General features: G+C 71.1%; 21 protein-coding genes and 2 pseudogenes. 12 read left to right on the top strand and 11 right to left on the bottom strand.

Annotated features, from left to right (window positions below; all coding sequences use genetic code 11):
- Positions 1 to 150 precede the first annotated feature (150 nt).
- From ACIGG8_RS16690 to ACIGG8_RS16705, 4 genes and pseudogenes are all read right to left on the bottom strand, one after another.
- On the bottom strand, positions 151 to 576 hold the full coding sequence (locus tag ACIGG8_RS16690; RefSeq protein WP_396548682.1) for a BrxA/BrxB family bacilliredoxin: 426 nt from the start codon (positions 574 to 576) through the stop codon (positions 151 to 153).
- A 649-nt stretch (positions 577 to 1,225) separates the two neighbouring features.
- Positions 1,226 to 1,516 (bottom strand): annotated as a pseudogene (locus ACIGG8_RS16695) (AAA family ATPase); the annotation flags it as partial.
- A 173-nt stretch (positions 1,517 to 1,689) separates the two neighbouring features.
- On the bottom strand, positions 1,690 to 3,618 hold the full coding sequence (gene htpG, locus ACIGG8_RS16700) for a molecular chaperone HtpG (protein ID WP_396548683.1): 1,929 nt from the start codon (positions 3,616 to 3,618) through the stop codon (positions 1,690 to 1,692).
- 194 nt (positions 3,619 to 3,812) lie between these two features.
- Positions 3,813 to 4,508 (bottom strand): type III effector protein, encoded by a 696-nt coding sequence (locus ACIGG8_RS16705; RefSeq protein WP_396548685.1) that lies wholly within the window; start codon positions 4,506 to 4,508, stop codon positions 3,813 to 3,815.
- A gap of 1,161 nt (positions 4,509 to 5,669) precedes the next feature.
- On the opposite strand from ACIGG8_RS16705, the gene ACIGG8_RS16710 reads away from it, so the two are divergent.
- Positions 5,670 to 6,536, top strand: coding sequence for an SDR family NAD(P)-dependent oxidoreductase (locus ACIGG8_RS16710; RefSeq protein WP_396548687.1), 867 nt, complete (start codon positions 5,670 to 5,672; stop codon positions 6,534 to 6,536).
- A gap of 228 nt (positions 6,537 to 6,764) precedes the next feature.
- On the opposite strand, the gene ACIGG8_RS16715 is transcribed toward ACIGG8_RS16710, so the two are convergent.
- Positions 6,765 to 7,682, bottom strand: a complete 918-nt coding sequence (locus tag ACIGG8_RS16715; protein ID WP_396548688.1) for an undecaprenyl-diphosphate phosphatase — start codon at positions 7,680 to 7,682, stop codon at positions 6,765 to 6,767.
- 102 nt (positions 7,683 to 7,784) lie between these two features.
- Between ACIGG8_RS16715 and ACIGG8_RS16720 the strand changes: the two genes are divergently transcribed.
- Entirely contained in the window at positions 7,785 to 8,078 is a 294-nt protein-coding gene (locus ACIGG8_RS16720) for a DUF5959 family protein (RefSeq protein WP_396548690.1), read from the top strand.
- A gap of 73 nt (positions 8,079 to 8,151) precedes the next feature.
- Here ACIGG8_RS16720 and ACIGG8_RS16725 read toward each other — a convergent pair whose 3' ends face one another.
- Together ACIGG8_RS16725 and ACIGG8_RS16730 are read right to left on the bottom strand one after the other, a co-directional pair.
- Positions 8,152 to 9,270 (bottom strand): fatty acid desaturase family protein, encoded by a 1,119-nt coding sequence (locus ACIGG8_RS16725; protein WP_396548692.1) that lies wholly within the window; start codon positions 9,268 to 9,270, stop codon positions 8,152 to 8,154.
- 7 nt (positions 9,271 to 9,277) lie between these two features.
- Positions 9,278 to 10,333, bottom strand: a complete 1,056-nt coding sequence (locus ACIGG8_RS16730) for a ferredoxin reductase (protein ID WP_396548693.1) — start codon at positions 10,331 to 10,333, stop codon at positions 9,278 to 9,280.
- Positions 10,334 to 10,421: 88 nt separating this feature from the next.
- On the opposite strand from ACIGG8_RS16730, the gene ACIGG8_RS16735 reads away from it, so the two are divergent.
- Entirely contained in the window at positions 10,422 to 11,561 is a 1,140-nt protein-coding gene (locus ACIGG8_RS16735) for a helix-turn-helix domain-containing protein (RefSeq protein ID WP_396548695.1), read from the top strand.
- A gap of 157 nt (positions 11,562 to 11,718) precedes the next feature.
- On the opposite strand, the gene ACIGG8_RS16740 is transcribed toward ACIGG8_RS16735, so the two are convergent.
- Together ACIGG8_RS16740 and ACIGG8_RS16745 are read right to left on the bottom strand one after the other, a co-directional pair.
- Positions 11,719 to 12,195 carry a LuxR C-terminal-related transcriptional regulator gene (locus ACIGG8_RS16740; RefSeq protein ID WP_396548696.1) on the bottom strand — a complete coding sequence of 159 codons (477 nt, stop codon included), beginning with the start codon at positions 12,193 to 12,195 and terminating at the stop codon, positions 11,719 to 11,721.
- 636 nt (positions 12,196 to 12,831) lie between these two features.
- Positions 12,832 to 12,960: a hypothetical protein gene (locus ACIGG8_RS16745; protein ID WP_396548698.1), complete on the bottom strand. Its 129-nt coding sequence runs from the start codon at positions 12,958 to 12,960 to the stop codon at positions 12,832 to 12,834.
- A 94-nt stretch (positions 12,961 to 13,054) separates the two neighbouring features.
- Between ACIGG8_RS16745 and ACIGG8_RS16750 the strand changes: the two genes are divergently transcribed.
- From ACIGG8_RS16750 to ACIGG8_RS16770, 5 genes are all read left to right on the top strand, one after another.
- Entirely contained in the window at positions 13,055 to 13,393 is a 339-nt protein-coding gene (locus ACIGG8_RS16750) for a hypothetical protein (protein ID WP_396548699.1), read from the top strand.
- Positions 13,394 to 13,695: 302 nt separating this feature from the next.
- Positions 13,696 to 15,375, top strand: a complete 1,680-nt coding sequence (locus ACIGG8_RS16755; protein WP_396548700.1) for a CHAP domain-containing protein — start codon at positions 13,696 to 13,698, stop codon at positions 15,373 to 15,375.
- A gap of 91 nt (positions 15,376 to 15,466) precedes the next feature.
- The gene (locus ACIGG8_RS16760) at positions 15,467 to 15,925 is read left to right on the top strand and encodes a transglycosylase family protein (RefSeq protein ID WP_396548701.1); all 459 of its coding nucleotides are present in this window, start codon (positions 15,467 to 15,469) and stop codon (positions 15,923 to 15,925) included.
- Positions 15,915 to 16,490: a hypothetical protein gene (locus ACIGG8_RS16765; RefSeq protein ID WP_396548702.1), complete on the top strand. Its 576-nt coding sequence runs from the start codon at positions 15,915 to 15,917 to the stop codon at positions 16,488 to 16,490. Before ACIGG8_RS16760 ends, ACIGG8_RS16765 begins: the two co-directional genes overlap by 11 nt.
- A gap of 180 nt (positions 16,491 to 16,670) precedes the next feature.
- On the top strand, positions 16,671 to 16,994 hold the full coding sequence (locus ACIGG8_RS16770) for a hypothetical protein (RefSeq protein ID WP_396548704.1): 324 nt from the start codon (positions 16,671 to 16,673) through the stop codon (positions 16,992 to 16,994).
- 80 nt (positions 16,995 to 17,074) lie between these two features.
- On the opposite strand, the gene ACIGG8_RS16775 is transcribed toward ACIGG8_RS16770, so the two are convergent.
- Entirely contained in the window at positions 17,075 to 17,869 is a 795-nt protein-coding gene (locus ACIGG8_RS16775) for an alpha/beta fold hydrolase (RefSeq protein ID WP_396548706.1), read from the bottom strand.
- A 62-nt stretch (positions 17,870 to 17,931) separates the two neighbouring features.
- Between ACIGG8_RS16775 and ACIGG8_RS16780 the strand changes: the two genes are divergently transcribed.
- The 4 genes from ACIGG8_RS16780 to ACIGG8_RS16795 all read left to right on the top strand — a co-directional run bounded on the left by ACIGG8_RS16780 (position 17,932) and on the right by ACIGG8_RS16795 (position 21,980).
- Positions 17,932 to 18,351: a MarR family winged helix-turn-helix transcriptional regulator gene (locus tag ACIGG8_RS16780; RefSeq protein WP_396548708.1), complete on the top strand. Its 420-nt coding sequence runs from the start codon at positions 17,932 to 17,934 to the stop codon at positions 18,349 to 18,351.
- Positions 18,352 to 18,471: 120 nt separating this feature from the next.
- Positions 18,472 to 18,774, top strand: coding sequence for an NUDIX domain-containing protein (locus ACIGG8_RS16785; RefSeq protein ID WP_396548710.1), 303 nt, complete (start codon positions 18,472 to 18,474; stop codon positions 18,772 to 18,774).
- 188 nt (positions 18,775 to 18,962) lie between these two features.
- Positions 18,963 to 19,949, top strand: coding sequence for a hypothetical protein (locus tag ACIGG8_RS16790; protein ID WP_396548712.1), 987 nt, complete (start codon positions 18,963 to 18,965; stop codon positions 19,947 to 19,949).
- A 603-nt stretch (positions 19,950 to 20,552) separates the two neighbouring features.
- The gene (locus ACIGG8_RS16795) at positions 20,553 to 21,980 is read left to right on the top strand and encodes an alpha/beta fold hydrolase (RefSeq protein ID WP_396548714.1); all 1,428 of its coding nucleotides are present in this window, start codon (positions 20,553 to 20,555) and stop codon (positions 21,978 to 21,980) included.
- Between the two features lie 21 nt (positions 21,981 to 22,001).
- Here the strand turns inward: ACIGG8_RS16795 and ACIGG8_RS16800 are convergent.
- Positions 22,002 to 22,196, bottom strand: a pseudogene (locus ACIGG8_RS16800) (IS5/IS1182 family transposase); the annotation flags it as partial.

Here is a 22,196-nt window from a genome sequence, read left to right on the forward strand (position 1 = left end):
TACCCGGCCAGTTGAGCGCGGGAGGCCCCGAGCTCCTGGCCGACCGCATCCTCCTCCTGCGGCAGCGAGTCAGGGCGGCCTTTCAGGATCTGCTCCCGGCCCAGGGCTTCACCGGTGTTCCTGGGCCGGGGTGCGCGGGGGTGGGAGGGGCTACTGGCTGAATTCGTCGAACGCGTCCTGGAGATCGGAGGCGACGGCTCTGGCGTCGCGGGTCTCGATGCGGTGCCTGGGCATGAAGAAGACGAGTTCGCCGTCCTTGAAGAGGGCGAAGGAGGGGTCGGAGGGCGGGACGTCCGCGAGGTAGGAACGCATCCGCGCCGTTGCCTCCAGGTCCTGCTCGGCGAAGACCGTGAGCAGCTGGTCGGGGCGGTGGCCGGTGTTCTCCAGGGCGAGGCGCACGCCGGGCCGGGCCATGCCCGCCGCACATCCACTCACGGAGTTGACGGCCACCAGGGTGACACCGGTCTCGGCCTTCTTCATCGCGCTGTCCACGGCTTCGGCGGTGACCAGTTCGGTGAAGCCGATCTCGGTCAGCTCTTCCCTGAACGGCTTGACCATCTGCGGTGAGTACGGCATGCCCACTCCTCACTTAGAGAGAACGTCTGATGGCTCAGCGTATCGAGGCATGGCCTCGGCTGGAGGACGATCCGGAGACCGTGTCCGGCTGGTGGCCCGCTCGACCCCCGGGCGGTCAGGCCCCGACCCCACCCTCGGTAAGGTGCTCTTGGCCACCCGTGGCCGTAGCCGGCCGACCCGCTGCTCATGTGAACGGCGGGAGAGGCGGGGTCGGGGCCTCCTCCTGGGCCATGGACATCCGGCGGGCGGCCTGGGGACAGGGGCGGAGTGCCACGCGTGGCGAGGAACTCCTGCCGCCCGTCCGTGAGGCCCCGTCAGGCATGGGAGAGTCGGCCGTCGCTCATGCCGGAGCGAGCAGCAGTGCCAGTGCGTCGGCTGTCGCGGGATGCCGGGAGAGCAGTGTCGGGCCCGCGGGCGCCTCCTCGATCGCCCAGCCGTCGTCACACCCGAACAGTTCCGCCGGGGCGTCGCAGGTGGCCGGACGCCTGGCGAGCAGTGCGGCTCCCCGGCGGGCGGACGGCCGCGTGAAGACGGCGGGCGGACCTGCCGGCGCACGCCACGGCGGCACCCAGGCGTCCAGATCGGCGAGGCGGCCGGGGAAGAGGCGGCCGGCCTCGCGGGTCAGCAGCGGTGCCAGCTCCGCGCCGCTGCTGCGCAGCAGCACGTCGAGCAGGGTGGGCGGCACCTCCAGGTCGAGTTCGTGGCGGCGCAGCAGCTCCTCAGTGCGGAAGCGGACGATCTCCGCCTCGCTGGCCTTGTTGGTCACCACCGGGATGCGCACGAAGTTGAACCGCCGCTTGAGCGCGGAGGACAGGTCGTTGACGCCCCGGTCGCGGCTGTTGGCGGTGGCGATGACCGAGAAGCCGGGCTTGGCGAACACGATGCCGTCCTCGCCGTCCGGCTCGGGTACCGACACGTACTTCTCGGAGACGGTGTGAACACGACGGCACCCTCCGGCGCAGTCCCGGTATCCCGGCTGTGACGGTCCCCCTCCCGGACGCTCCGGCAGGGGGACCGCGGGCACCCGCGTCGCGCCGACGCGGCAGCAGGAGGCGTGCCGGGTCCGGCTGCGGGGCTCATCGGCCCCGGCGCACGCGCGCCCGTGCGCAGCGGTTACAGGGTGCGGGAGAGGCGGTCCGTCAGGAGCCGGGTGAAGCGGGCGGGGTCGGGCAGGTCGCCGCCCTCGGCGAGCAGGGCGCTGCCGTGGACGAGTTCGGCGGTGTCCGCGAGCGTCGGGTCGTCGGGCTTCGCGCGATGGGCCTGGTGGAGGGCGGTGACGAGCGGGTGGCCGGGGTTGAGTTCGAGGATGCGCTTGACCGGCGGGAGCTCCTGGCCCATGGCCCGGTACATCTTCTCCAGGGTGGGGGTCAGGTCGTGGGCGTCGCCGACCAGGCACGCGGCGGAGGTGGTGAGCCGGGTGGACAGGCGGACCTGCTTGACGTGCTCGCCCAGGGTGGTCTGCAGCCACCCGAGGAGGTCGGCGAAGTCCTTTTCGCGCTGGGCCTTCTCCGCCTTCGCATCGTCGTCGGCGTCGGCGTCGCGGTCGAGGTCGACCTGCCCCTTGGCGATGGACTGGAACCGGTGGCCGTCGAAGGCGGGGACCTGGTCGGTCCAGACCTCGTCGACGGGGTCGGTGAGGATCAGCACCTCGTAGCCCTTGGCGGCGAAGGCCTCCATGTGCGGGGAACTCTCCACCGTCTGACGGTTTTCGCCGGTCAGGTAGTAGATGGTGTCCTGGCCGTCCTTCATCCGCGCGACGTACTCGCGCAGCGTGGTCGCCTGCTCCGGGTCGTTCGTCGAGGCCGCGCGGACCAGCTCCAGCAGCGCGTCGGTGTTGTCGCGGTCCTCGATCAGGCCTTCCTTGATCACCCGGCCGAACTGCTCCCACAGCTCGGCGTAGGCGTCGGCCTTCGCGGTCTGCATGGTCTTCAGCGCGGCGAGGACCTTCTTGACGAGGCGCCGGCGGACGGCGGTGATCTGGCGGTCGTGCTGCAGGATCTCGCGGGAGACGTTCAGCGAGAGGTCGTGGGCGTCGACGACGCCCTTGACGAAGCGCAGGTAGTCCGGCATCAGCGCATCGCAGTCGTCCATGATGAACACGCGCTTGACGTACAGCTGCACGCCCCGCTTGGCGTCGCGGGAGAACAGGTCGAACGGGGCGTGCGCGGGGATGAACAGCAGCGCCTCGTACTCGAAGGTGCCCTCGGCGCGCATGTGGACGGTCTCGGCCGGGGGCTGCCAGTCGTGGCTGATCTGCTGGTAGAACTCGCTGTACTCGGCCTCGGTCACCTCGCTGCGCGGGCGGGCCCACAGGGCCTTCATCGAGTTCAGCGTCTCCGGGCCGTCCGTGGCCGCGTCCCCGGCGTCCGTGTTCGCGCCGTCGGGTTCGGCGGCCATCCGGATGGGCCAGCGGATGAAGTCCGAGTACTGCTTGACGATCTGGCGGATCTTCCGTGCGGCGAGGTAGTCGCCGAGCCCGTCCTCGGTGTCCGCGGGCTTGAGGTGCAGCGTGACGGAGGTGCCCACCGGCAGGCCGTCGGCCTGCGCGACGGTGTAGGTGCCCTCACCGTCGGACTCCCACGTGGTGCCCTGCTCGGTGCCGGCGCGGCGGGTGTGCAGGGTGACCTTGTCGGCGACCATGAACGCCGAGTAGAAGCCGACGCCGAACTGCCCGATCAGGCTCTGCGCCGCCTCCGCGTCCTTGGCCTCCTTGATCTTGGCCAGCAGACCGGCGGTGCCGGACTTGGCGATGGTGCCGATGAGGTCGACGACGTCGTCCCGGGTCATGCCGATGCCGTTGTCCCGCACCGTCAGGGTGCGGGCCTCCTGGTCGACTTCCAGCGAGATGTGCAGGTCGGACGTGTCGACGGCGAGGCCGGTGTCGGTGAGGGATTCCAGGCGGAGCTTGTCGAGGGCGTCGGAGGCGTTGGAGATCAGCTCGCGCAGGAAGATGTCCTTGTTCGAGTAGATCGAGTGGATCACCAGCTGCAGCAGCTGGCGGGTCTCCGCCTGGAACTCCAGCGTCTCGGTCGGGCTGGCCACGGGTGGTGTCTCCTTCGGGTGTGGGGACGGGAAAGGGTTCGGTTCGGTCGGGGCGACTGCCGGCCGGGTGTGTCGCGCGGCCGGACCCGGTCCTCGGATGCGGTCGAGGGCTGGTGGGACGGCGCGGGGCGGCCCCGCGGGTCAGGTCCGACACCGTCCCGCGCTCTGCGGGCCGCAGCCCGGCGGGCTCGCGGTCACGGGCCTGTGGAGGGTCTGCGCCGCTGCCGGCCGCTGTCGGTGCGCAACTGGTCGGTCCGGGCAGTGAGTTCGTCGAGGCGGGCCGCGATCGTCGGGTGGTCCGCCGCCAGGAGGGGCCGGGTCTCGGCGAGCGGGGCGAGCAGGCGGGCGGGGTCGTGGTGGCCGAGTGCGTCCAGCAGGCGCCGTACGGCGGGTGCCGCCGAGGTGGCGAGGCCGTCCAGGGCGCTGATCTGTCCGGCAAGGCGGCGCAGGTCCGCGGCGTTGGCGCGGGCCCAGGTGATCACCGCGCGGTCGGCGGCGCGCCGGTCGCGCGCGGCCTGGACGCGCTGCTCGCCGGTGCTGCCCACCTCGGTGCCGGCGTCGCTGTCGGGGCGCATGCGCAGGTAGCGGCGCTCGGCGGCCTGGCGGCTGCGGACGCCCATCGGTTCGGCGAGGTCGGCCCAGGTGGCACCGGCGCCGCGGGCGGTCTCGATCAGGCCGGTCTCCCAGCCGGAGAGTTCCTCGCGGAGGTGGCGCAGCATCAGGAGCGCGGACAGGGCCTGCTGCGGGTCGCTCTGGCGCGCGGTGTCCGCGGTGTCCGCAGGTGCGCGGCGGGCCGTGCGGGCGGCGGCGTCCATCGTGCCCAGCGCGGCGGCGGCGGCCAGGAACGAGGCCGGCCCGGTCCCGGCCGTGCCGGTGTCCCGCACCGTCATGCCGTCACCCTTTCGTTGACCTGTCTCCTGTCATCGCATGGACGACATGTTCCGAGCGACATGGTACAACGCCGTGTCGCCCCGCACCGGCCCCGCCGCCCGATCCGCAGGGCGCCGCGCGGTCGGCCCTCCTCGCTCCTTGGACGGGTGGCCGCCCGCTACGGCCCGGACAACACCGCCCTGGGTCTCCCGGCGAACAGAGACACAGGGAAGATCCCGGGAACCGTGTCTCGCGGAGAACAGCTGAACCCGAAGGCAGTTCTCTCCTTCCCACCCTGCCGGCCAAGAGCACATCCCCCACCTCCCGTGCGGCGAAGCCCCTCGCTGCGTCCAGGCTGGAGGTGCAAAGGCTCCACAGTGCGGTGTGGGGACCGGGGGTGTGCTCATCCGGTGTCCCGTGCCGGGCCGGTCGGCGAGCCCGCGGGTGTTCCCGGGGAGGGGGCGCGCTGTCTCTTGCGGAGGTTTTCCACGGAGCCGGCCGCCGGTGACAGGAGCCGGCCCGAAACCGTCTCGGTGCGTGAGCCAACGGTGCTCTCGACGGAGCCCTGCATGATCCTGGTTTGGAAGATCTGCAGAGCTGAGCCGGGGCGCCGTCCGCCGCGATCAGCGCGCGCATCGCCGTCAGGCAACCGACGACGACCACCTCTTTGACCAAGGGGAACGGGCTGCGTTCAGTCGGTGAGACGGGCAGCATGGCGGTGTGGCTGATCTCTGTGGGATGACGTGAGGTGCTTCTTCGACCCGGACCTGGTGGGGTCGTTGCCGGATGGGCGTGTCCCGGACAAAGCACAGGCCTCCCCGCCCGCCGAAACCGTCCCGCCCGCCTGGCCCCGGCCGAGACGCAGCGCCGTCCCACCCCGCCGGAGCCCGCCCGCGGCCGCGCCGCGCACAGCGCCTCCGGCGTGCGGCGCGAAACCCCCGACGTGGCGGTCACCTGCCCGGCCGCCGCCCGATCCGACCCGGTCGTCGGACAGGACCACCTGAGTCCTCAGGCTCTCGGTTACCGGACAGCCCGTCTGCCGGTCCGTCGCCGCACCGGACCGCGGGAACCCCCAGGGGCCCCGTCCGCCGTAGCGGGACAGCCCGCGCCTCGCCTGCGCCGACCCTGTGATACAGCTAGGGCAGCAGGGGTGGTTGGTGGCCGATCGGAGGGGAAGGCCCATGACGGAGCAGCGAGTTGTGATCGTGACCGGGGGCGGTACGGGCATCGGCGCGGCCACCGCGAGGCTGTTGCGGGAGGGCGGCCACGAGGTCGTCGTCTCCGGACGACGGAGCGAGCCGCTGGAACACGTCGCCCGGCAGAGCGGCGCGCTGGCCCACCCGGCCGACACGACGGACCCCGCCGCCGTGCGCGACCTCGTGGAGAGCACCGTCGCCCACTACGGGCGCCTCGACGGACTGGTGGTCAACGCCGGAGTCGGCCGCGGCGGCGGCGTCGGCGAGACCTCCGACGAGGACTGGGACCTGGTGCTGCGCACCAACCTCACCGGCCCGTTCCTGACGATGCGGGCGGCTCTGCCGCACCTGCTGCGGGCACGCGGAGCCGTCGTCGCCGTCGCCTCCGTCTCGGCGCTGCGCAACGGCCTGCGCAACGCCGCCTACGCCGCGTCCAAGGCGGCCCTGCTGCAGCTGTGCAGCTCACTGGCCGTCGACTACGGCGCGAGCGGGCTGCGGGCCAACACCGTGTGCCCCAGCTGGGTGCGCACCGAGATGGCCGACCGCCGAATGGCCCGCTTCGCCGAGGATGCGCAGCTGGGCGACGGCAACAGCGACGGCAACAACGACGGCGACGGCGGCAGCGACGGCGACGGCGGCACGGACGCGGCCTATGCCGAAGCCACCCGGCTGCTCCCGGCGGGTCGTCCCGCCGACCCGCGCGAGGTCGCCGAGGCCATCGCCTGGCTGCTGTCCCCGGCCGCCTCCTTCGTCAACGGCGCGACCCTCACCGTCGACGGCGGCGCCACCGTCCTGGACCCGGGCACCCTGCCCTTCGCCTACCGCATCGACCCACGTGAGTCCGCCGGCTGACCCTGGCCCCAGCCTTCGGGGCGGCCGGTGGCCGGACCGGCCGGCCGGTTCAGGGATCGAGCACGCTGTGTCGTGCAAGCGGGGGAGCGCGGTCGAGCCCGTCGGGTCACGACCCCCGTGCCAGGCGCTGGTCAGCCGGCGGCCCTGAACCGCACGGATCGGGTGGCGGGTCGGCGGTCGGCTGAGCGGCGTCGTCGGTGACTGAATCCCGGTACTTCGAGGCGGAGTTCACACCGTGAGGAAGACCAGTCCGCCGAGCCCGGCCAGTGAGCAATACCAGGCGAACGGCTTCAGGGTGTGCGTCTTGAAGTACTTGCTCAGGAAGTGCACGGCCGCGTACCCGCCGACGAAGGCCAGGGCACTCGCGACCGGGACCTGTGCGCCGAGGTCGGCACCGTACGCGTCGATCAGCGAGGGCAGTTCGAACAGGGCGGCGGACCCGATCACGGGCGCGGTGAGAAGGAACGCGAAGCGGGCCGAGTCCTCGTGGGACAGGCCGTTGAGGATGCCGGCACCGATGGTGATCCCCGTGCGGCTGATCCCGGGCAGGAAGGCGGTGATCTGCGCCGCCCCGATACAGATCGCCTGCCAGTAGCCCAACTGGACGATTCGACGGTCCGACTGTCCCTCGGCGGAGAGGCGCTCGTCGCCAGGGGCGATGTACGGCTGCGCCCGTCGGCGGCCGGAGCCGTCGCGCCGGAGCAATTCGACGCAGAACAGCACGAGGCCGTTCACGGTGAGGAAGACGGCGGCGGGTACGGGCTTGCCCAGCGTCGCCTTGAACACCCCGCTGATGGCCAGCCCGGCGACACCGACGGGCGTGGCTCCCGCGACCACCAGCCAGGCCAGGCGCTGGTCCGGTTCGCGGATGAGCCGGCAGCGGACCGAACTGCACAGGCCCCGTACGATCCGTGCCCAGTCCTGCCGAAACCTGATCACCAGCGCGAGCGTGGTGGCCAGGCGCAGCCCGACCAGGACGGCCAGGTACGGCGAGCCCGGCGCGGACACGTCGAGGTCGTGCCGCCAGCGCCCGCCGACCAGCGCGGGCAGCAGGATGCTGTGGCCGAGGCTGGAGACCGGGAACAGCTCGGTGACACCGTGCAGCAGGCCGACACCGACGGCCTCGGGATAGGTCAGGACGGACATCTTCGACGACGACTTTCGCAATCGGCGGGAGGCCCGTGCACAGCCTCCGCACGAGGGTGACGCCGCTTCCCCCGTCCCTCGGCGGAGCGAGATTACTACAAGATGATCAATGTATTTCGTCGGCCCACCCGCGTCCGATGCCTGTTCGGTAACCGAGTTGACACCCCGACAGCAACCGGCGACAAGCTCGCCGGCAATCGGTTGGTCTCGTGGCTGAACTCCGGACGGACGGTCCAGCTCGGGATCAAGCCGTTGCGACCTGGTGTGATCGGAGTGTCGATCCATGACGGTCCGTCGTCGCAGGTGACGGTCAGCCTTCCTCTTTCGCCGCCGGCCGGCTGGATCGAGGATCATCGTGCGCGACTTGAGAACGTGCGGCAGGTACTCGCGGGCTGACCTCCCGGCGCGGTGTTCACCGAACCCGGTGGTGCCGCGAGTACGGCCGGAAGATCCGAACCAGTACCGGGAATCAGGCCGCGACGAGTTCCTGCTCGCGGTCCGGCGTCTTGACCTTGGGCTTCTTGTTCGGCAGCGAGAGCCGGAAGACCTTGCGCCACGCGGAGAACACCTGCTTGGGCAGCGGCCCGGTGACGTACTCCAGCTCGTACTTCTCGAAGAGCGCGCGCACCTTCACCGCGACTTCGGCGTACCGGTTGCTCGGCAGGTCCGGGAACAGGTGGTGCTCGATCTGGTGCGACAGGTTGCCGGTCATGAAGTGCATGGCCCTGCTGCCGCTGATGTTCGCCGAGCCCATCATCTGGCGCAGGTACCACTGGCCGCGCGTCTCACCCTTGATCGACTGGCGCTCGAAGACCTGGACACCCTCGGGGAAGTGCCCGCACATGATCACCGAGTGGGACCAGATGTTGCGGACCAGGTTCGCGGTGAACGTGGCGGCCAGCGTGGTGAGGAACGACGGGCCCGACAGCAGCGGGTGGATCACGTAGTCCTTCAGCGCCTGCTTGCGGATCTTGCGGCCCACGGCCTTGGCCCGCGCGCGGAACTCCGGGTTCTTGCGGCGGCGCTTGTGCAGGTTCTTGCCGAGCTCCAGGTCGTACGCTGCGATGCCGTACTCGAAGAAGCAGGCGTTGACGAAGTTCCACAGCGGCTGGCCGAGGTGGAACGGGTGCCACTTCTGGTCCTCGTCGACGCGCATGATGCCGTAGCCGAGGTCGTTGTCCTTGCCGATCACATTGGTGTACGTGTGGTGCAGCTCGTTGTGCGAGTGCTTCCACTGATCGGACGGCGAGACGTGGTCCCACTCCCACGTGGTGGAGTGGATCTTCGGGTCCCGCATCCAGTCCCACTGGCCGTGCAGGACGTTGTGGCCGATCTCCATGTTGTCCATGATCTTCGCCACGGACAGACCGGCGGTGCCGAGCAGCCACGCGGGCGGGAAGATCGAGAACAGCAGCACGCCCCTGCTGGCCAGCTCCAGCTTGCGCTGCGCCGAGATGACCTTGCGGATGTAGGCGGCATCTTTCTCGCCGCGGCTGGCGATCACCTCGTCGCGGATCGCGTCCAGCTCGCGGCCGAGCTCCTCGATCTGCTCCGCGGTCAGGTGGGCGGTGGGGTCGATGGCGGTCAAGGTGCTTCTACCGTTCGATGTCGCAGGGGCCCGCCGCGGCGGACACGCAGGTCTGGATGAGGACGCCCGGCTCGGCCTCGGTGATGTCGCCGGTGCGCAGGTCGCGGACGGCGCCCGCCTTGAGCGGCGTGACGCAGCCGAAGCAGATGCCCATGCGGCACCCGGAGGGCATGAGCACGCCGGCCTCCTCGCCGAGGTCCAGCAACGGCGTGGCGCCGTCCGCGTCGACGGTCCTGCCGGTGGCGCTGAACGTGACCTCGCCGCCGTCGCCGGCGACGACGATGCGGGGGCGGAACCGTTCGGTGTGCAGGCGCTCCTGGACGCCGTGCTCGGTCCAGTGCTCCTCTGCGGAGTCGAGCAGGCCCGCGGGCCCGCAGGCCCAGGTCTCGCGCTCGGACCAGTCGGGCACGAGTTCGCCGAGACGGGCGATGTCGAACCTGCCGTCCGTGGCGGTGTGCACCTCGGTGAGGCGTAGCTTCTCGTCCGCGACCAGGCTGTGCAGTTCGTTGCGGAAGATCACGTCTTGCGGCTGCGGCGCGCAGTGGACCATGACGACGTCGTCGAACTCGATGTCGCGCAGCATGCCCATCACGGGCGTGATCCCGCTGCCGGCGGTCAGGTAGAGCACCTTGGCGGGCTTGGCCTGCGGCAGCACGAAGTCACCGGCCGGTTGGTCGAGCTGGACCAGCGTGCCCGCTGTCGCCCGCCGGACCAGGTGGTTGCTGACCTTGCCGTCCGGGATCGCCTTCACCGTGATCGTGATGCGGCCGTCCGGGCGGTTCGTCGGCGAGGTGATGGAGTAGGCACGCCACAGGCGCCTCCCGTCGACGTCGACCCCGATCCGCACGTACTGACCGGCTGTGTGGCCGCGCCAGCCCCGTCCCGGCCTGATCACGATGGTCGCGGCGTCACCCGTCTCGGGGTGCACGGCCTCGATGCGCCCACGCAGGTCGGCGCCCGCTCGAAGCGGGCTGACCAGGTCCAGGTAGTCCGACGGCAGCAGCGGCGTCGTGACCATCTCCAGCAGTTTCCACGCCCTGCTGCGGAGGGCTGCACTCGTCATGGCTCCAGCTTGCTGCGCCTCAGGGCGTAAAGTCCTGACCGTAGGACGTTAAATCTGGTCGAATGAATTGTTCGCAGGGAACAAGAACGTGAGCCATGCAATCCGGAGGGCCAGCGGACTGGCCCTGGATGAGACGACGGTCACCGCACTTCGGGCCGAGCTGACGGCCACCGCCGACGAGGTCGTCCAGGCGATCATCGACGAGGTCCCTCCCTACGCCAACGCCCTTTCGGGCCCGATGGGCGGCACCATCCGCCGAGCCGTCCGCACTGCCCTGGGGCACTACCTCGACCTCGCGAGCGGGAACACCACGGGCGGCGACGCCGGTGACGCGGCCTACGAGCTGGGCCGGGGCGAGGTGCGCGACGGCCGTTCGATGGACGCCCTGCTCAGCGCCTACCGCGTCGGCGCCCGCGTGGCCTGGCGATGCCTGGCAGCGGGTGCCGTACCCGCAGGTCTGCCCGCCGCCGAGGTCGCCAAGTTCGCCGAGCTGACCTTCGCCTACATCGACGAGCTCTCCGCCGCGAGCGCCGCGGGCCACGCCGACGAACTGGCCGCCCGGGGCAGGGCCCACGAACGCCACCTGGAACACCTGGCCCGCGACCTCCTCGCCGGCGCGAGCCCGGACGTGCTGCTGGCCTCCGCTCAACGGGCCGGGTGGCAGCCTCCGGTTTCGCTGACCGCGGTCCTGCTGCCCGCCGCCCAGGCCCGGCCTGCCTACCGCGCGCTCGACCCGGGCACCCTCGTCCTCGACGATCTGCCGGACGCCACCGGTGTGCTGCTCGTCCCCGATGCCGACCGATCGCATCTCTTGCGGCACCTGGCCGACCGCACCGCCGTGGTCGGCCCGGCCCGGCCATGGGCTCGTGCGTCCGCCTCGTACGCACGAGCCCTACGCGCGCGCTCCCTCTCCTCTGATATTCGCGACACCGAGGACCACCTGCCCGAGCTGGTGCTGAGCGCCGACGTGGACGCGTTCGCGGACCTGCGTGCCCGAGCCCTCGCACCGTTGCGGGCCTTGCCTGTCGCGACCGCACGGCGGCTGGAGGAGACGTTGCGGGAGTGGCTGCTGCACCAGGGCAGGCGGGACGAGGTGGCGGCGGCGTTGTTCGTCCATCCCCAGACGGTCCGGTACCGGATGTCGCAGCTGCGGGAGCTGTTTCCGGATCTCGCATCGCCGCACCGGGTCCTTGAACTGACGCTGGCGGTGGGTCTTCGGGTCGGCTGACGTGTACGTCGACCGTCACGTCAACGCCGGCGTCCGGAAGGCAGCTGTGGCGTACCGCCAATGGGTCCGCGCCGACGTGGTGCGGGGGTGACAGTCGTTGCCCAGCTGAGCCGGCAGTTCCGGTCGGCGCGCCGAGCGCCGGTCACCTCAGAGAGGTTCAGAGCCAGCCGCGGTGGGCGGCCTTGATTCCGGCCTCGAAGCGGCTGCTCGCGCCCAGGCGTTCCATGATCGAGGACATGTGGCGTCCGACGGTGCGGGAGGAGCTGCCGAGGTGCTGGCCGGCAGCGTCGTCGGTGAGGCCCGAGCCCAGCAGGCGCAGCAGTTCGCGTTCGGTGGCGCTGAGGCCGGTGCGCGGGTCCTCGGGCCGGGTGGCGCCGAGCGGAACGGCGGTGTTCCAGGACTGCTCGAACAGGTCGAGCAGGGCCGCGAGGATGCCGGGTTCGGTCACGTACAGGGCGCCCTTGCGGTTGTCCTCGGGGTCGATGGGGACGAGGGCCTGGGTGCGGTCGACCACCACCATGCGGGGCGGGACCGAGGGGGCGGTGCGGACCTCGCCGCCGTGGCTGAGCAGCCAGTGGGCGTAGGTTTCCACGTGGGGCTGGTTGCGGGCGGAGTCCTGGCAGAGCGTGCGCATCCCGACGCCGCGGGCGAACACCTCGGCGTCGGCGGGCCGGCTGGCGGTGAGGTCCTCGGGCCGCTGCTAAGGGTGAGGCGGCTCAGCTCGTCGAGGTGGTCGTGCACCGCGGCGGCGAGGACCTCGGTGGCGGCGCTGCGGCCTGCTCATACCGCAGTCGGAGGCGATCTCGTCCACGCTGTAGGCGGGGTGGTCGAGCATCACCTGGTACACGGCGGTGGCTCCGGCCGTCAGGCCCAGTACTTCCAGCATTTCGCATTCCCCCCGGAAACGTCGGCCGTCTTTCGGTCGAACGGCCGGTCGCATCCAAACAGAGGTGCGACAGCTCGTTCAAGATCCCGATCGGGGCCTTTGGGTGACATGGGGAGATTCGAGTGGGGAGTGAGTTGTGTATCGCGCGCCACAGAGGGTGCACTCACGCCACGCAAGGCACCCATGATTGACATGCGCGCATCACTATGTCCGGATCCCGTCAGGCCGATTGGTGACAGCGGGAAGGGCTTCCGGCGGTGTCGGCGAGCGACGAGAGTAGTGATCGCCGCCAGGCAGGCCCGACAGGGAACGGCCCGGACGGCAGCCGGACGGAGCGTCAACCGCGGGACGCCCGAACCGGATCGGCACACCTCTCCGTCAACGTCAGAAGGGCTCCGTCATGATCCGCACCCGTATCGCCCAGGCCGCCGCGGTCGCCGCCGTCTCGCTCACCGCCCTCCTGATCACCCCGGCCGTCTCCTCGGCCACCGGCGCCGGGACCGCTCCCGCCACGCCCGCACGACCACCTCCACCGCCGCCGTCTCCGACAGCCTCGGCTGGGGAAGCGTCGCCCAGGCCAGCCTCGGTTGGGGCAGCTGAGCACGGGATGGACATCGTCTACGCCAGCCTGAAACGCCGGCAGCCCGCTGCGGCGGAGGCGAGCGGAGCAGCCGAGGCGGCCGAGGCCGTGGATACCCTCTGGGCGCACTCCGAGCCCGCCGACGGACTCCAGCACGCCAGCGCACAGCCCGTCGACGACCGGATCGACCTCCTGCTCTACCTGCTCAGCCGCGACCCGTCCGATCCGTCAGGCCGGCTCGACCCCGCCGATGCCGTCTGCCGCGCGCACGGCCTGATCGTCCGCAGCCACCGCACCTCGCCGATGCTCCTGCGGCGCTACCTGCCCCCGGAGCCCCCGCAGGCCACGGACCGCACCGCCCGGTGACGGCCGCGCCGGCTGCATCCGCCGCGCCTGCCGGCTGAAGACTCCCACACCCGCACCGCCGTACCGCCGCACCGCCGTACCGCCGCACCGCCGCACCGCCGCGCCGCGCGGCCCGCGCCGGCGCCCGCCGAACCGAGCACCCCACCTCAGGCGGGCGGTCACTGCCCGCCGGCTGACGACCGAACGTTCCGCCGGCCCTTCGGCGCCCGAACTTCCCGCTGCCCGCCGCCGCGACCCGCATGCCGGTCAGGCGCGCCCGTAGCGGTCCGACTTGCTCACTCCGTTCCCAATCTGGAGATTCCATGTCTCGTGTCCGTACCCGCTTTGCCGCCTCCGCCTCCGCCGCCGCCGTCACGCTGGCCGCCTCCGGCCTCAGCCTCCTGGCTGTCCCCGGTGCCCATGCGGCCTCGCTCGGCGACTCGATCGCCTCGACGGCCCTGAGCCAGGTCGGCAGCAACGCCTGTGGCAACGGCGGTGCCGGCTACTACGCCCCCGGTACCGACCAGAACTCCAGCTGCTCCGGCGGCTCCAGGACACACGCCTGGTGCGCGGACTTCGCCGGCTGGGTCTGGGCGCAGAACGGCGTCAAGAACATGGGCATCCTGAACGACCTCGCCAACAGCTTCCAGACCTACGCGGAGACGTACGACGGCGGGCTGTCCGGCACCCCGCACGTGGGCGACGCCGTCTTCTTCCACCCGAACAGCTTCAGCGGCACCGACTACGACCACGTGGCCATCGTCACCGCGGTCAACGGCGGCACCATCAGCTGGACCGGCGGCAACCAGGGCGGCTACCCGGGCAAGGTCAGCACCAACACCGCCTCGGGCGCGGTTGGTGCGAACGTGCGGACGAGCGGGGGCTACAACGTCAGCATTCGCGGCTACGCCAGCCCCGTCGGCGGGACCGTCACGCCCCCGCCCGTGACCACCCCGGTCGGCCCGCAGGTGTCGGGCGTCGCGCCGGCCGCCGTCTACAACCCCGGCAACGGCACTGCCGAGCTGTTCGCGATCGGCACCGACGGCGTGCTGTCTCACGCCTACAGCACCAACGGGGGTCAGTGGAGCGACTGGTACACGATCGACCCCTTCTTCCACTTCACGGGCAAGCCCACCGCCGTCTACAACCCCGCCACCAAGACCACCGAGGTCTTCGCGATCGGGACGGACGGCGTCCTCTCGCACGCCTACAGCACCAACGGCGGCCAGTGGAGCTCGTGGAGCACCATGGACCCCGGTTACCACTTCACCGGATCGCCGACCGCCGTCTACAACCCGTCGGTGAACGCGGTCGAGCTGTTCGCGATCGGCACCGACGGCAAGCTCAACCACAAGTACTACGCGGGCGGCGCCTGGTCGGCCTGGAACACCATGGGCAACTGGACCTTCATCGGGTCCCCCACCGCCGTCTACGAGCCCGACCTGAACACCGCCGAGGTGTTCGCGATCGGCACCGACGGTGTGCTGTCCCACTCGTACAGCACCAGCGGCGCCGCGTGGAGCGACTTCTCCACCCTGGACACCAGCTACCGCTTCACCGGCGCTCCGGCCGTCGTCTACAACCCGAACAACAAGACGGCCGAGGTCTTCGCCATCGGCGCCGCCGACGGCGTCATGTCGCACGCCTACAGCACCAGCGGCGGCCAGTGGAGCAGCTGGAGCACCCTCGACGCGGGCTACAAGTTCGCGGGCGTCCCGACGGCGGTCTACAACTCCACCACCAAGGCCGTGGAGCTGTTCGGCACCGGCGCCGACGGCATCGTCAACCACAAGTACTTCCTGGGCAACTCGTGGTCCGGCTGGGAGGCGCTCGGCAACTGGAAGTTCGCCGGTGCGCCGGTGGCCCTGAACGAGCCGAACACCAACGCCGCCGAGGTCTTCGCCATCGGCCAGGACGGCACGATCGGCCACGCCTACACCAGCAACGGCAGCCCCTTCAGCAGCTGGTACGCGGTGGGCAACTGGAAGTTCAACACCCACTGATCCCGGGTCACCACCGCGGCGGCCGGGTCCACCCGGGCCCGGCCGCCGCGGCCGTCCGTCCGACCTCCCCGATCTTCTCCAAGGACCTCAGATGACCCGCGCTTCGTCCCGTGCCGCCCGCACCCGCCGGATGGGTGCCGCCGCCACCGGCGTACTCGGCCTGACCATGGCCGCCGCCTCCCTGGGCACCGGGCAGGCGAACGCCGCCTCGGTGACGACCTGGGACAAGGTGGCCCAGTGCGAGAGCACCGGGAACTGGTCGATCAACACGGGCAACACCTACTACGGTGGTCTGCAGATCAAGCTCTCCACCTGGCAGGCGAACGGCGGCACCGCCTACGCGGCCTACCCGCACCAGGCCACCACGCAGCAGCAGATCCTGGTCGCCGAGAACATCCTGGCCTCGCAGGGCGCGGGCGCGTGGGGGAGTTGCGGCGCAGGCGCCGGCCTTGGCTACGACCACGCCAACCCGTACGCGGACCAGGCTCCGACCCCCACTCCGGCCCCGGCCCCCCGCGCCCTCCTCGGCGGCGGCCTCCGTGCTCCATAACCAGGACACGGCGACCGCCGAGGTGTTCGCGATCGGGACGGACGGCGTCCTCTCGCACGCCTACAGCACCAACGGCGGCGCCTGGACCGGCTGGTCCGCCCTGGACGCCTCCTTCCACTTCACCGGGAAGCCGGCCGCGGTCTACAACCCGACCAACAAGGCGACCGAGGTCTTCGCCACCGGCCAGGACGGCGTCATCTCGCACAACTACCTGTTCAACGGCGGTCAGTGGAGCGGCTGGAGCACCCTCGACACCTGGAAGTTCGCCAGCAGCCCGGCGGCCGTGTACAACGCCTCGACGAGCGCGATCGAACTGTTCGGCGTCGGCACCGACGGCGTGCTGAACCACACCTACAACCTCAACGCCGGCCCCTGGCAGGGCTGGAGCACCATGGGCACCTACAAGTTCGCCGGCGCCCCCGCCGCGGTGTACGAGGCCGGCTCGAACGCCGCCGACGTCTTCGCCATCGGCGCCGACGGCCTGATCTCCCACAGCTACACCGCCAACGGCAGCACCTGGAGCAACTGGGCCACCCTCGGCACGTGGAAGTTCCGGACCACCTGACCACGAGCGGGAACAAGCCTGTACCGCCCCGGGGCCCGACCGGCCCCGGGGCAGCGGCCTGCACCGGGACGGGTCGTGTAGCCCTTCGGTGTAGGCAGCCGAAGATCTGTCCGGAGAACAGCGGCACCGGTTCCACGTAGGACCGCTCGGCCGCCCTTCTCCGACCGGCTCTGGGGGCGCTTGTGCCATCAGGGGACGATCTCCTCGGCGAGCACTGCCGCGCTGCCGCAGCTCGCGGACATCGCCGAGACCGCCGCCTCCGGAGACTGGGCGCTCGACCTGGCCGGCGCCGTCGCGGGCGGTCTGCTCCAAGACCACCACGGCGCCGACGAAGAGGTGGCCCGCCAGGAGCCGACCCTGGCACGGCTGCGGGATCTGGCCACCGCGCGCCTGGCACCCGGCCAGGACAGCCGTTCGAACACCGGGCCCGCACCCACCGGCCCGGACTTGACGGCTTGGCACCGTGAGGTGTCTGCGGTGGGGAGCTTCGCCCCAGGACGGTGAGTTTCGCCCCGGGTGTCAGCGGCCGGTTGCTCCCCACTGGTGGAAAGCTGGTGGGGAGGTAACTGGCCACCAACGGTTGCTCACTGTTGATGGAACGGGTCGCTCGTCCGGCGCAGATGGGCGTCGATCAGAGCGAAGGTGGCTTCCGGTTGTTCGATCTGCGGGAGGTGACCGGCCTCGGGGATGACCTTGAGTCGGCCGTTGCCGAAGGCGTCGGCATACGCCGCGCCGTAGGCGGGGGTGACGATGCGGTCGCTCTCACCCCAGAGCAGGAGGGCAGGCGTCTGAACATGTCCGAGCCGACGCAGCAGCTTGGGGTCATGCATGTAGGGGTCGCCGGCGAGGATGCGCATGGTGGCCATGTTGCTTTGCCTGCGTGCGAGTTCTTCGGCCGGGATGTCGGCCGGGTCGAGGTGGTAGCGGTCTGAGTCGTGCCAGGAGTGCTCCGCAACGCCGCGGGCGTCAAGGGCGAAGAAGTCGGTGATCGGTTCCGTCTCGACCTGCACGCCGACGGCGTCGATCAGGACAAGGCCGGTGATGCTTCCCGCGCTGTCGCGTACGGCCATCTCGGCGGCTATCCAGCCCCCGAGCGAGGAGCCGACGACGAGAACGTCGCGCAGTCGACGTTCGCGCAGGGTGTGCAGGTAGGCGAGGGCGAGGTCGTCGATGCCGGTGAGCCATGCGGGGCGGTGGGTGCCGTCCCAGCCGGGGTGCACAGGCGTGATGGTGTGGGCGATGCCGGAGAGGTGCTGTGCGAGGCCGGCCACTGTGGCGGGGCCTCCGCCGCCGTGCAGGATGAGGACCGGCCTGCCGGCTCCGGCCTCGGACAGAGTGAGGGACAGGTCAGCGGACTCGGCTGATGCGTCTGTGAGCATGCCCACCACCATAACTAAACATCTTTATATAAGCTAGCTTGGTTATGACGTAGACTCGCTCCATGCATGGTGAGCTGCAAGAACTCGGCAGAGCGGTCAAACAAGCCCAGTATCGACAGCATCGGGCGCTCGACAGCGCGCTCTCGGCCATCGGCACGACGCTGGCCCAGTGGGATGCCCTGCGTGCGATCAGCCGCTCACCCGGGGCGTCAGCCCGAGAGTTGGCCGAGGCGACGTTTCAGACCGGGCAGGCCTTCGGAACTCTCGTCGGCCGCCTCGCAGCACAGGGCCTCGTGGAGCGCCGATCGGGACACGGCCGGCGCATCGAGCACCACCTCACGCCCGCCGGCGAGGAAGTCCTGGCGGCCGGCCACAAGGTTGCTGACGAGGTGCTCGCCGCCTGCTTCTCCAGCTTGCCCGACGCGGACCGCGCAACCCTGCTCGACCTACTTCAGCGCCTCACCGCAGGACGGGACACGTAGACCCGACCGCCGGACACACCTCCCGCGGGTGTATCCATCCCTCGCCGCCCGTTGAGCGGCCGCTTCGGTGCGGCCCGAAACCGCACGGCGGCCGGGCCGGTCCGTGTGCGGGAGTGCGCGGTGCTGGTCCACGACGGCCGGGTGTGTCTGATCCGCCGCCAGCGCCCGGCCGGAGAACAGCTCTCCTTCCCCGGCGGCGTGGCCGAGGACGGCGAAGACCCCGCCGAGGCGCTGCGCCGGGAGTTGCTCGAGGAACTCGGCCTCGACCTGGCCGTGCTGCCCGACCGGCTCCACCGCATGGTCGCCGTCGCCGAGCAGGACGACCAGGGCCGGGCGTCGGTGGAGTGGATCCCGCTCGCCGACGCCGCCGACCTTCATCTGGCGGCACCGGCCGGGACGGCGGCGAGCGGAAGGCCGCGGTGAGGGCGGCGCCCTGCTCGGCGAGGTGCCAGGCCTTCGCCCGGTCGGCCTGCGGGGCGTGGCCGGACGGGTCATAGGCCTGGGCTATGGCCTAATAGAGAGCTGTGTACTACCCGAAGTTGGTGAGTGTGCGGAGAATCCCTTCCGTACCACTCATCAACGGACGAGGGACCCAAGTGCAGTTGAGAAGAATGGCCGTCAACTCCGTCATCGCCGCCGGAGTTACCGGGATCATCGTCGCGGCCGCCGTACCGGCCGCGACAGCGGGGGAGCACCGCCCATCGCCCTTCGCCCCGCACTCGTCCAGCCCGGCGGCGGAGCCGTCCCCGGCCGCCTCCCCGACGCGGGCCGCGCCGAAACCGTCCCTGGAACTGCGCGGGCTGCCCGATGAGTTCGTACCCGGCGCCGACTGGCGGGAGTTCGCCATCGTTTTGCACCATGCGGACACGGCCAAGGAGTTCAACCGCTTGTTCTTCCAGGTCCACGACACCCAGCAGGTGGGGCTCAAGGCCGATCAGATCAAGGTTCAGTACCTCCTGGACGGCCGGTGGCAGTCCGCCCGGTCCTTCAACGACCCGACGGACAACTGGCAGGACTTCCCGATCCCGGAGGACGAGGGGCCGATGCCGGCGGACACCACCGAGATACCGGTCCGACTGAGGTTCGGCGCGGACAGCCCGCTCACCGACCGGATCGACATCGGCGCCGCCTCGTACTACGGCCCCACCGAGATCGTGGAAATCCAACCCCTGAAGGCCATCCGACTGGTACGCGACACCCCGGGGGAGCCCAGTCCTACCGCCGGACCCACCGGCGCCCCGGGGGAGCCCAGTCCTACCGCCGGACCCACCGGCGCCCCGGGGGAGCCCAGTCCCACCGCCGGACCCACCGGCGCCCCGGGAGAGCCCAGTCCTACCGCCGGACCCACCGGCGACCCGGGAGAATCCAGCCCCGGGGTCCCCGGACAGTCGGCCACGGCCGCTCCACCGGCTTCCGGAGGACGCGCCGGGCCCAGCGCCTCCTCCGGACCGGCGACCCCGGCATCCGGCGGCGAACTGGCCCGCACCGGCGGGGACGCAGTCGGCACGCCGCTGATCGCCAGCCTCATCGCGCTCGGCTCGGGCATGGTACTCGCCCTCGCCGTCCGAGCCGCCCGCGTGCGGCGGCGACGGCACTGAACCCGACGGCTGACCGAACTCACCGGGTCGGTGCGGCACTTCGCTGTTCCCGGGTGAACCACCACGACGTCGGTGAACCCACCATGCCGCGCTCCCATCGAGTGCCCGACGTGCCCGGTCCTGAGACGCTGCTCGCGGTCGGCAGCCTCGGCAGGCCGTCAGGGAGGTCGGCATTGGCCAGCCGGCCGCCTCCGCCCGGATCCGGGTGATGGAGACGCAGATCGGGGACGGCCTCAGTCGCCGCGTGCGACCACTGAACCCCTTGGCATCGGTCATCTCGCCGGAAAGTGACTCGCGCCAGCGCGCCGAACCGGCTTGCCGTTCGCCCCGTTCCCCGCTCCGCCGGGTGACCCGCGCTCGGGGACAACGGCGGTCGGCCGGTCGGCGGTTCACCTGGGGCAGTAGGCGGCGGGAAATGGGCCTCCGGCAGTACGTCAGCGCTCCGCTGTACGCCGCAAGTCGGATCGTGAACCCATCCCGGTGCTGTACGGGTACGGGCGGGGGCGGAACGGAGACTGGAGACGATCCGGGACACGATTCTGTACAAGGACTGGCATGGTTTTGCGAGACGGACGAACGATTTCCCTGCTGACGGCCGCCGCGGTGACAGCCGTACTGGCGGCGCTCACCCCCGCGACGGCGTTCGCGGCGGAAGACCCGCTCCACCAGTACGCGCACCAGCGGCTCCGCTGGGAGCGCTGCGACGCGGGGCAGCCGGCCCTGTTCGAATGTGCCACCGTCCAGGTGCCGTTGGACTACGCCGACCCCGGAGGCCGGAGGATCGACCTCGCGGTCTCGCGGATCAAGGCGGGCCGTGCGAAGGCGCGGCACGGCGTGCTGCTGATGAATCCCGGCGGCCCGGGCGTCCAGGGGCTGACCATGCCTGTGGAGATGGAGCCCCTGCTGGCGCCGGAGGTGCGGGAGCGGTTCGACCTGATCGGGTTCGACCCGCGCGGGGCCGGCAAGAGCTCGCCGATCACCTGTGACCTGACGGCCGACGAGCGGAGCAACCAGCACCCCTACACGACGAAGACCTTCACCCAGGACGTCAACCGGGCCTGGACGGTGGCCGACAAGTGCCAGGCCAAGGCGGGGGACGTGTTGCCGCACGTCACCACCCGCAACACCGCGCGGGACATGGACGTCATCCGGGCGGCACTGGGAGAGCGGAGGATCTCCTACTTCGGGTACTCGTACGGCACCTACCTGGGCGCCGTCTACACCCAGATGTTCCCCCAGCGCTCCGACCGCTTCGTACTCGACAGCGCGCTCGATCCGGCGCTCGCCTGGCGGGGGACGCTCCGCAGCGCCGCGGCGGGGGCCGAACCAGCCTTCACCCGGTGGACGGAGTGGGCCGCCGCACGCCACGCCACGTACGGGCTGGGCGCGACCTCCGCCGAGGTCCGCAAGACGTACTGGGACCTCATCGCCCGCGCCGACCGCACGCCCGTCCCGACCACGAGCGGGGCGCTGAGCGGCGGAGACATCCGCACCGGGTACACCGGTTTCTCCTACGTCGCCACCGCCACCTCCTGGATCGCCGCGCTGAAGGCGGCGTCCGAGGGTGGACCGGCCGCGCCGGCCGAGCCCATGCCCGCCGGCACGGAGGAGCAGCAGAACAACCAGACCGCCGTCACGTGGGCCCTGTTCTGCGGCGACGCCCGCGACTGGCCGCGCGACCCCGAGCAGTACCGCCGGGACGCGATCCACGACCGGGCCGCCTACCCGCTGGCCGGCGACCTGGCGTCCGGCATCCAGCCGTGTGCCTTCTGGAAGTCCCCGCCCCGCGAGGCGGCCACCGTGGTGAACAACGGCGTCGGCGCGCTGATCGTGCAGAACCAGTGGGACCTGCGGGCCACGCTCGCCATGGCGCAGGGCATGCGACGGGCGCTGCACGGCGCACGGATGATCACGGTGGCCGACGGCGAGGGCCACGGAGTGGTGGTGGCCGGCCCGTCCTGCGCGGGCGCTGACGTCACGCGCTACCTGACCACGGGTCGGCTGCCCGCGAAGGACCTGACCTGCGGCTAGGGCGTGTTTCGAAAGTGCTGGTCACAGCCACTCGTTGATGGCTGCGACCAGCACGGTCGCTTCGTAGCGGACGGCGAGTTTGTCGTATCTCGTGGCGACTGCGCGGTGGCGCTTGAGGCGGTTGATCCCGCACTCCACGGCGTGGCGCTCCTTGTAGTCGTCCTTGTCGAACTTCGGTGGCCGGCCGCCGTGGGAGCCGCGCTTCTTGCGGTTGGC

Origin of the sequence: Kitasatospora sp. NPDC085464, assembly GCF_044541955.1 — a bacterium.
Lineage (GTDB): Bacteria > Actinomycetota > Actinomycetes > Streptomycetales > Streptomycetaceae > Kitasatospora.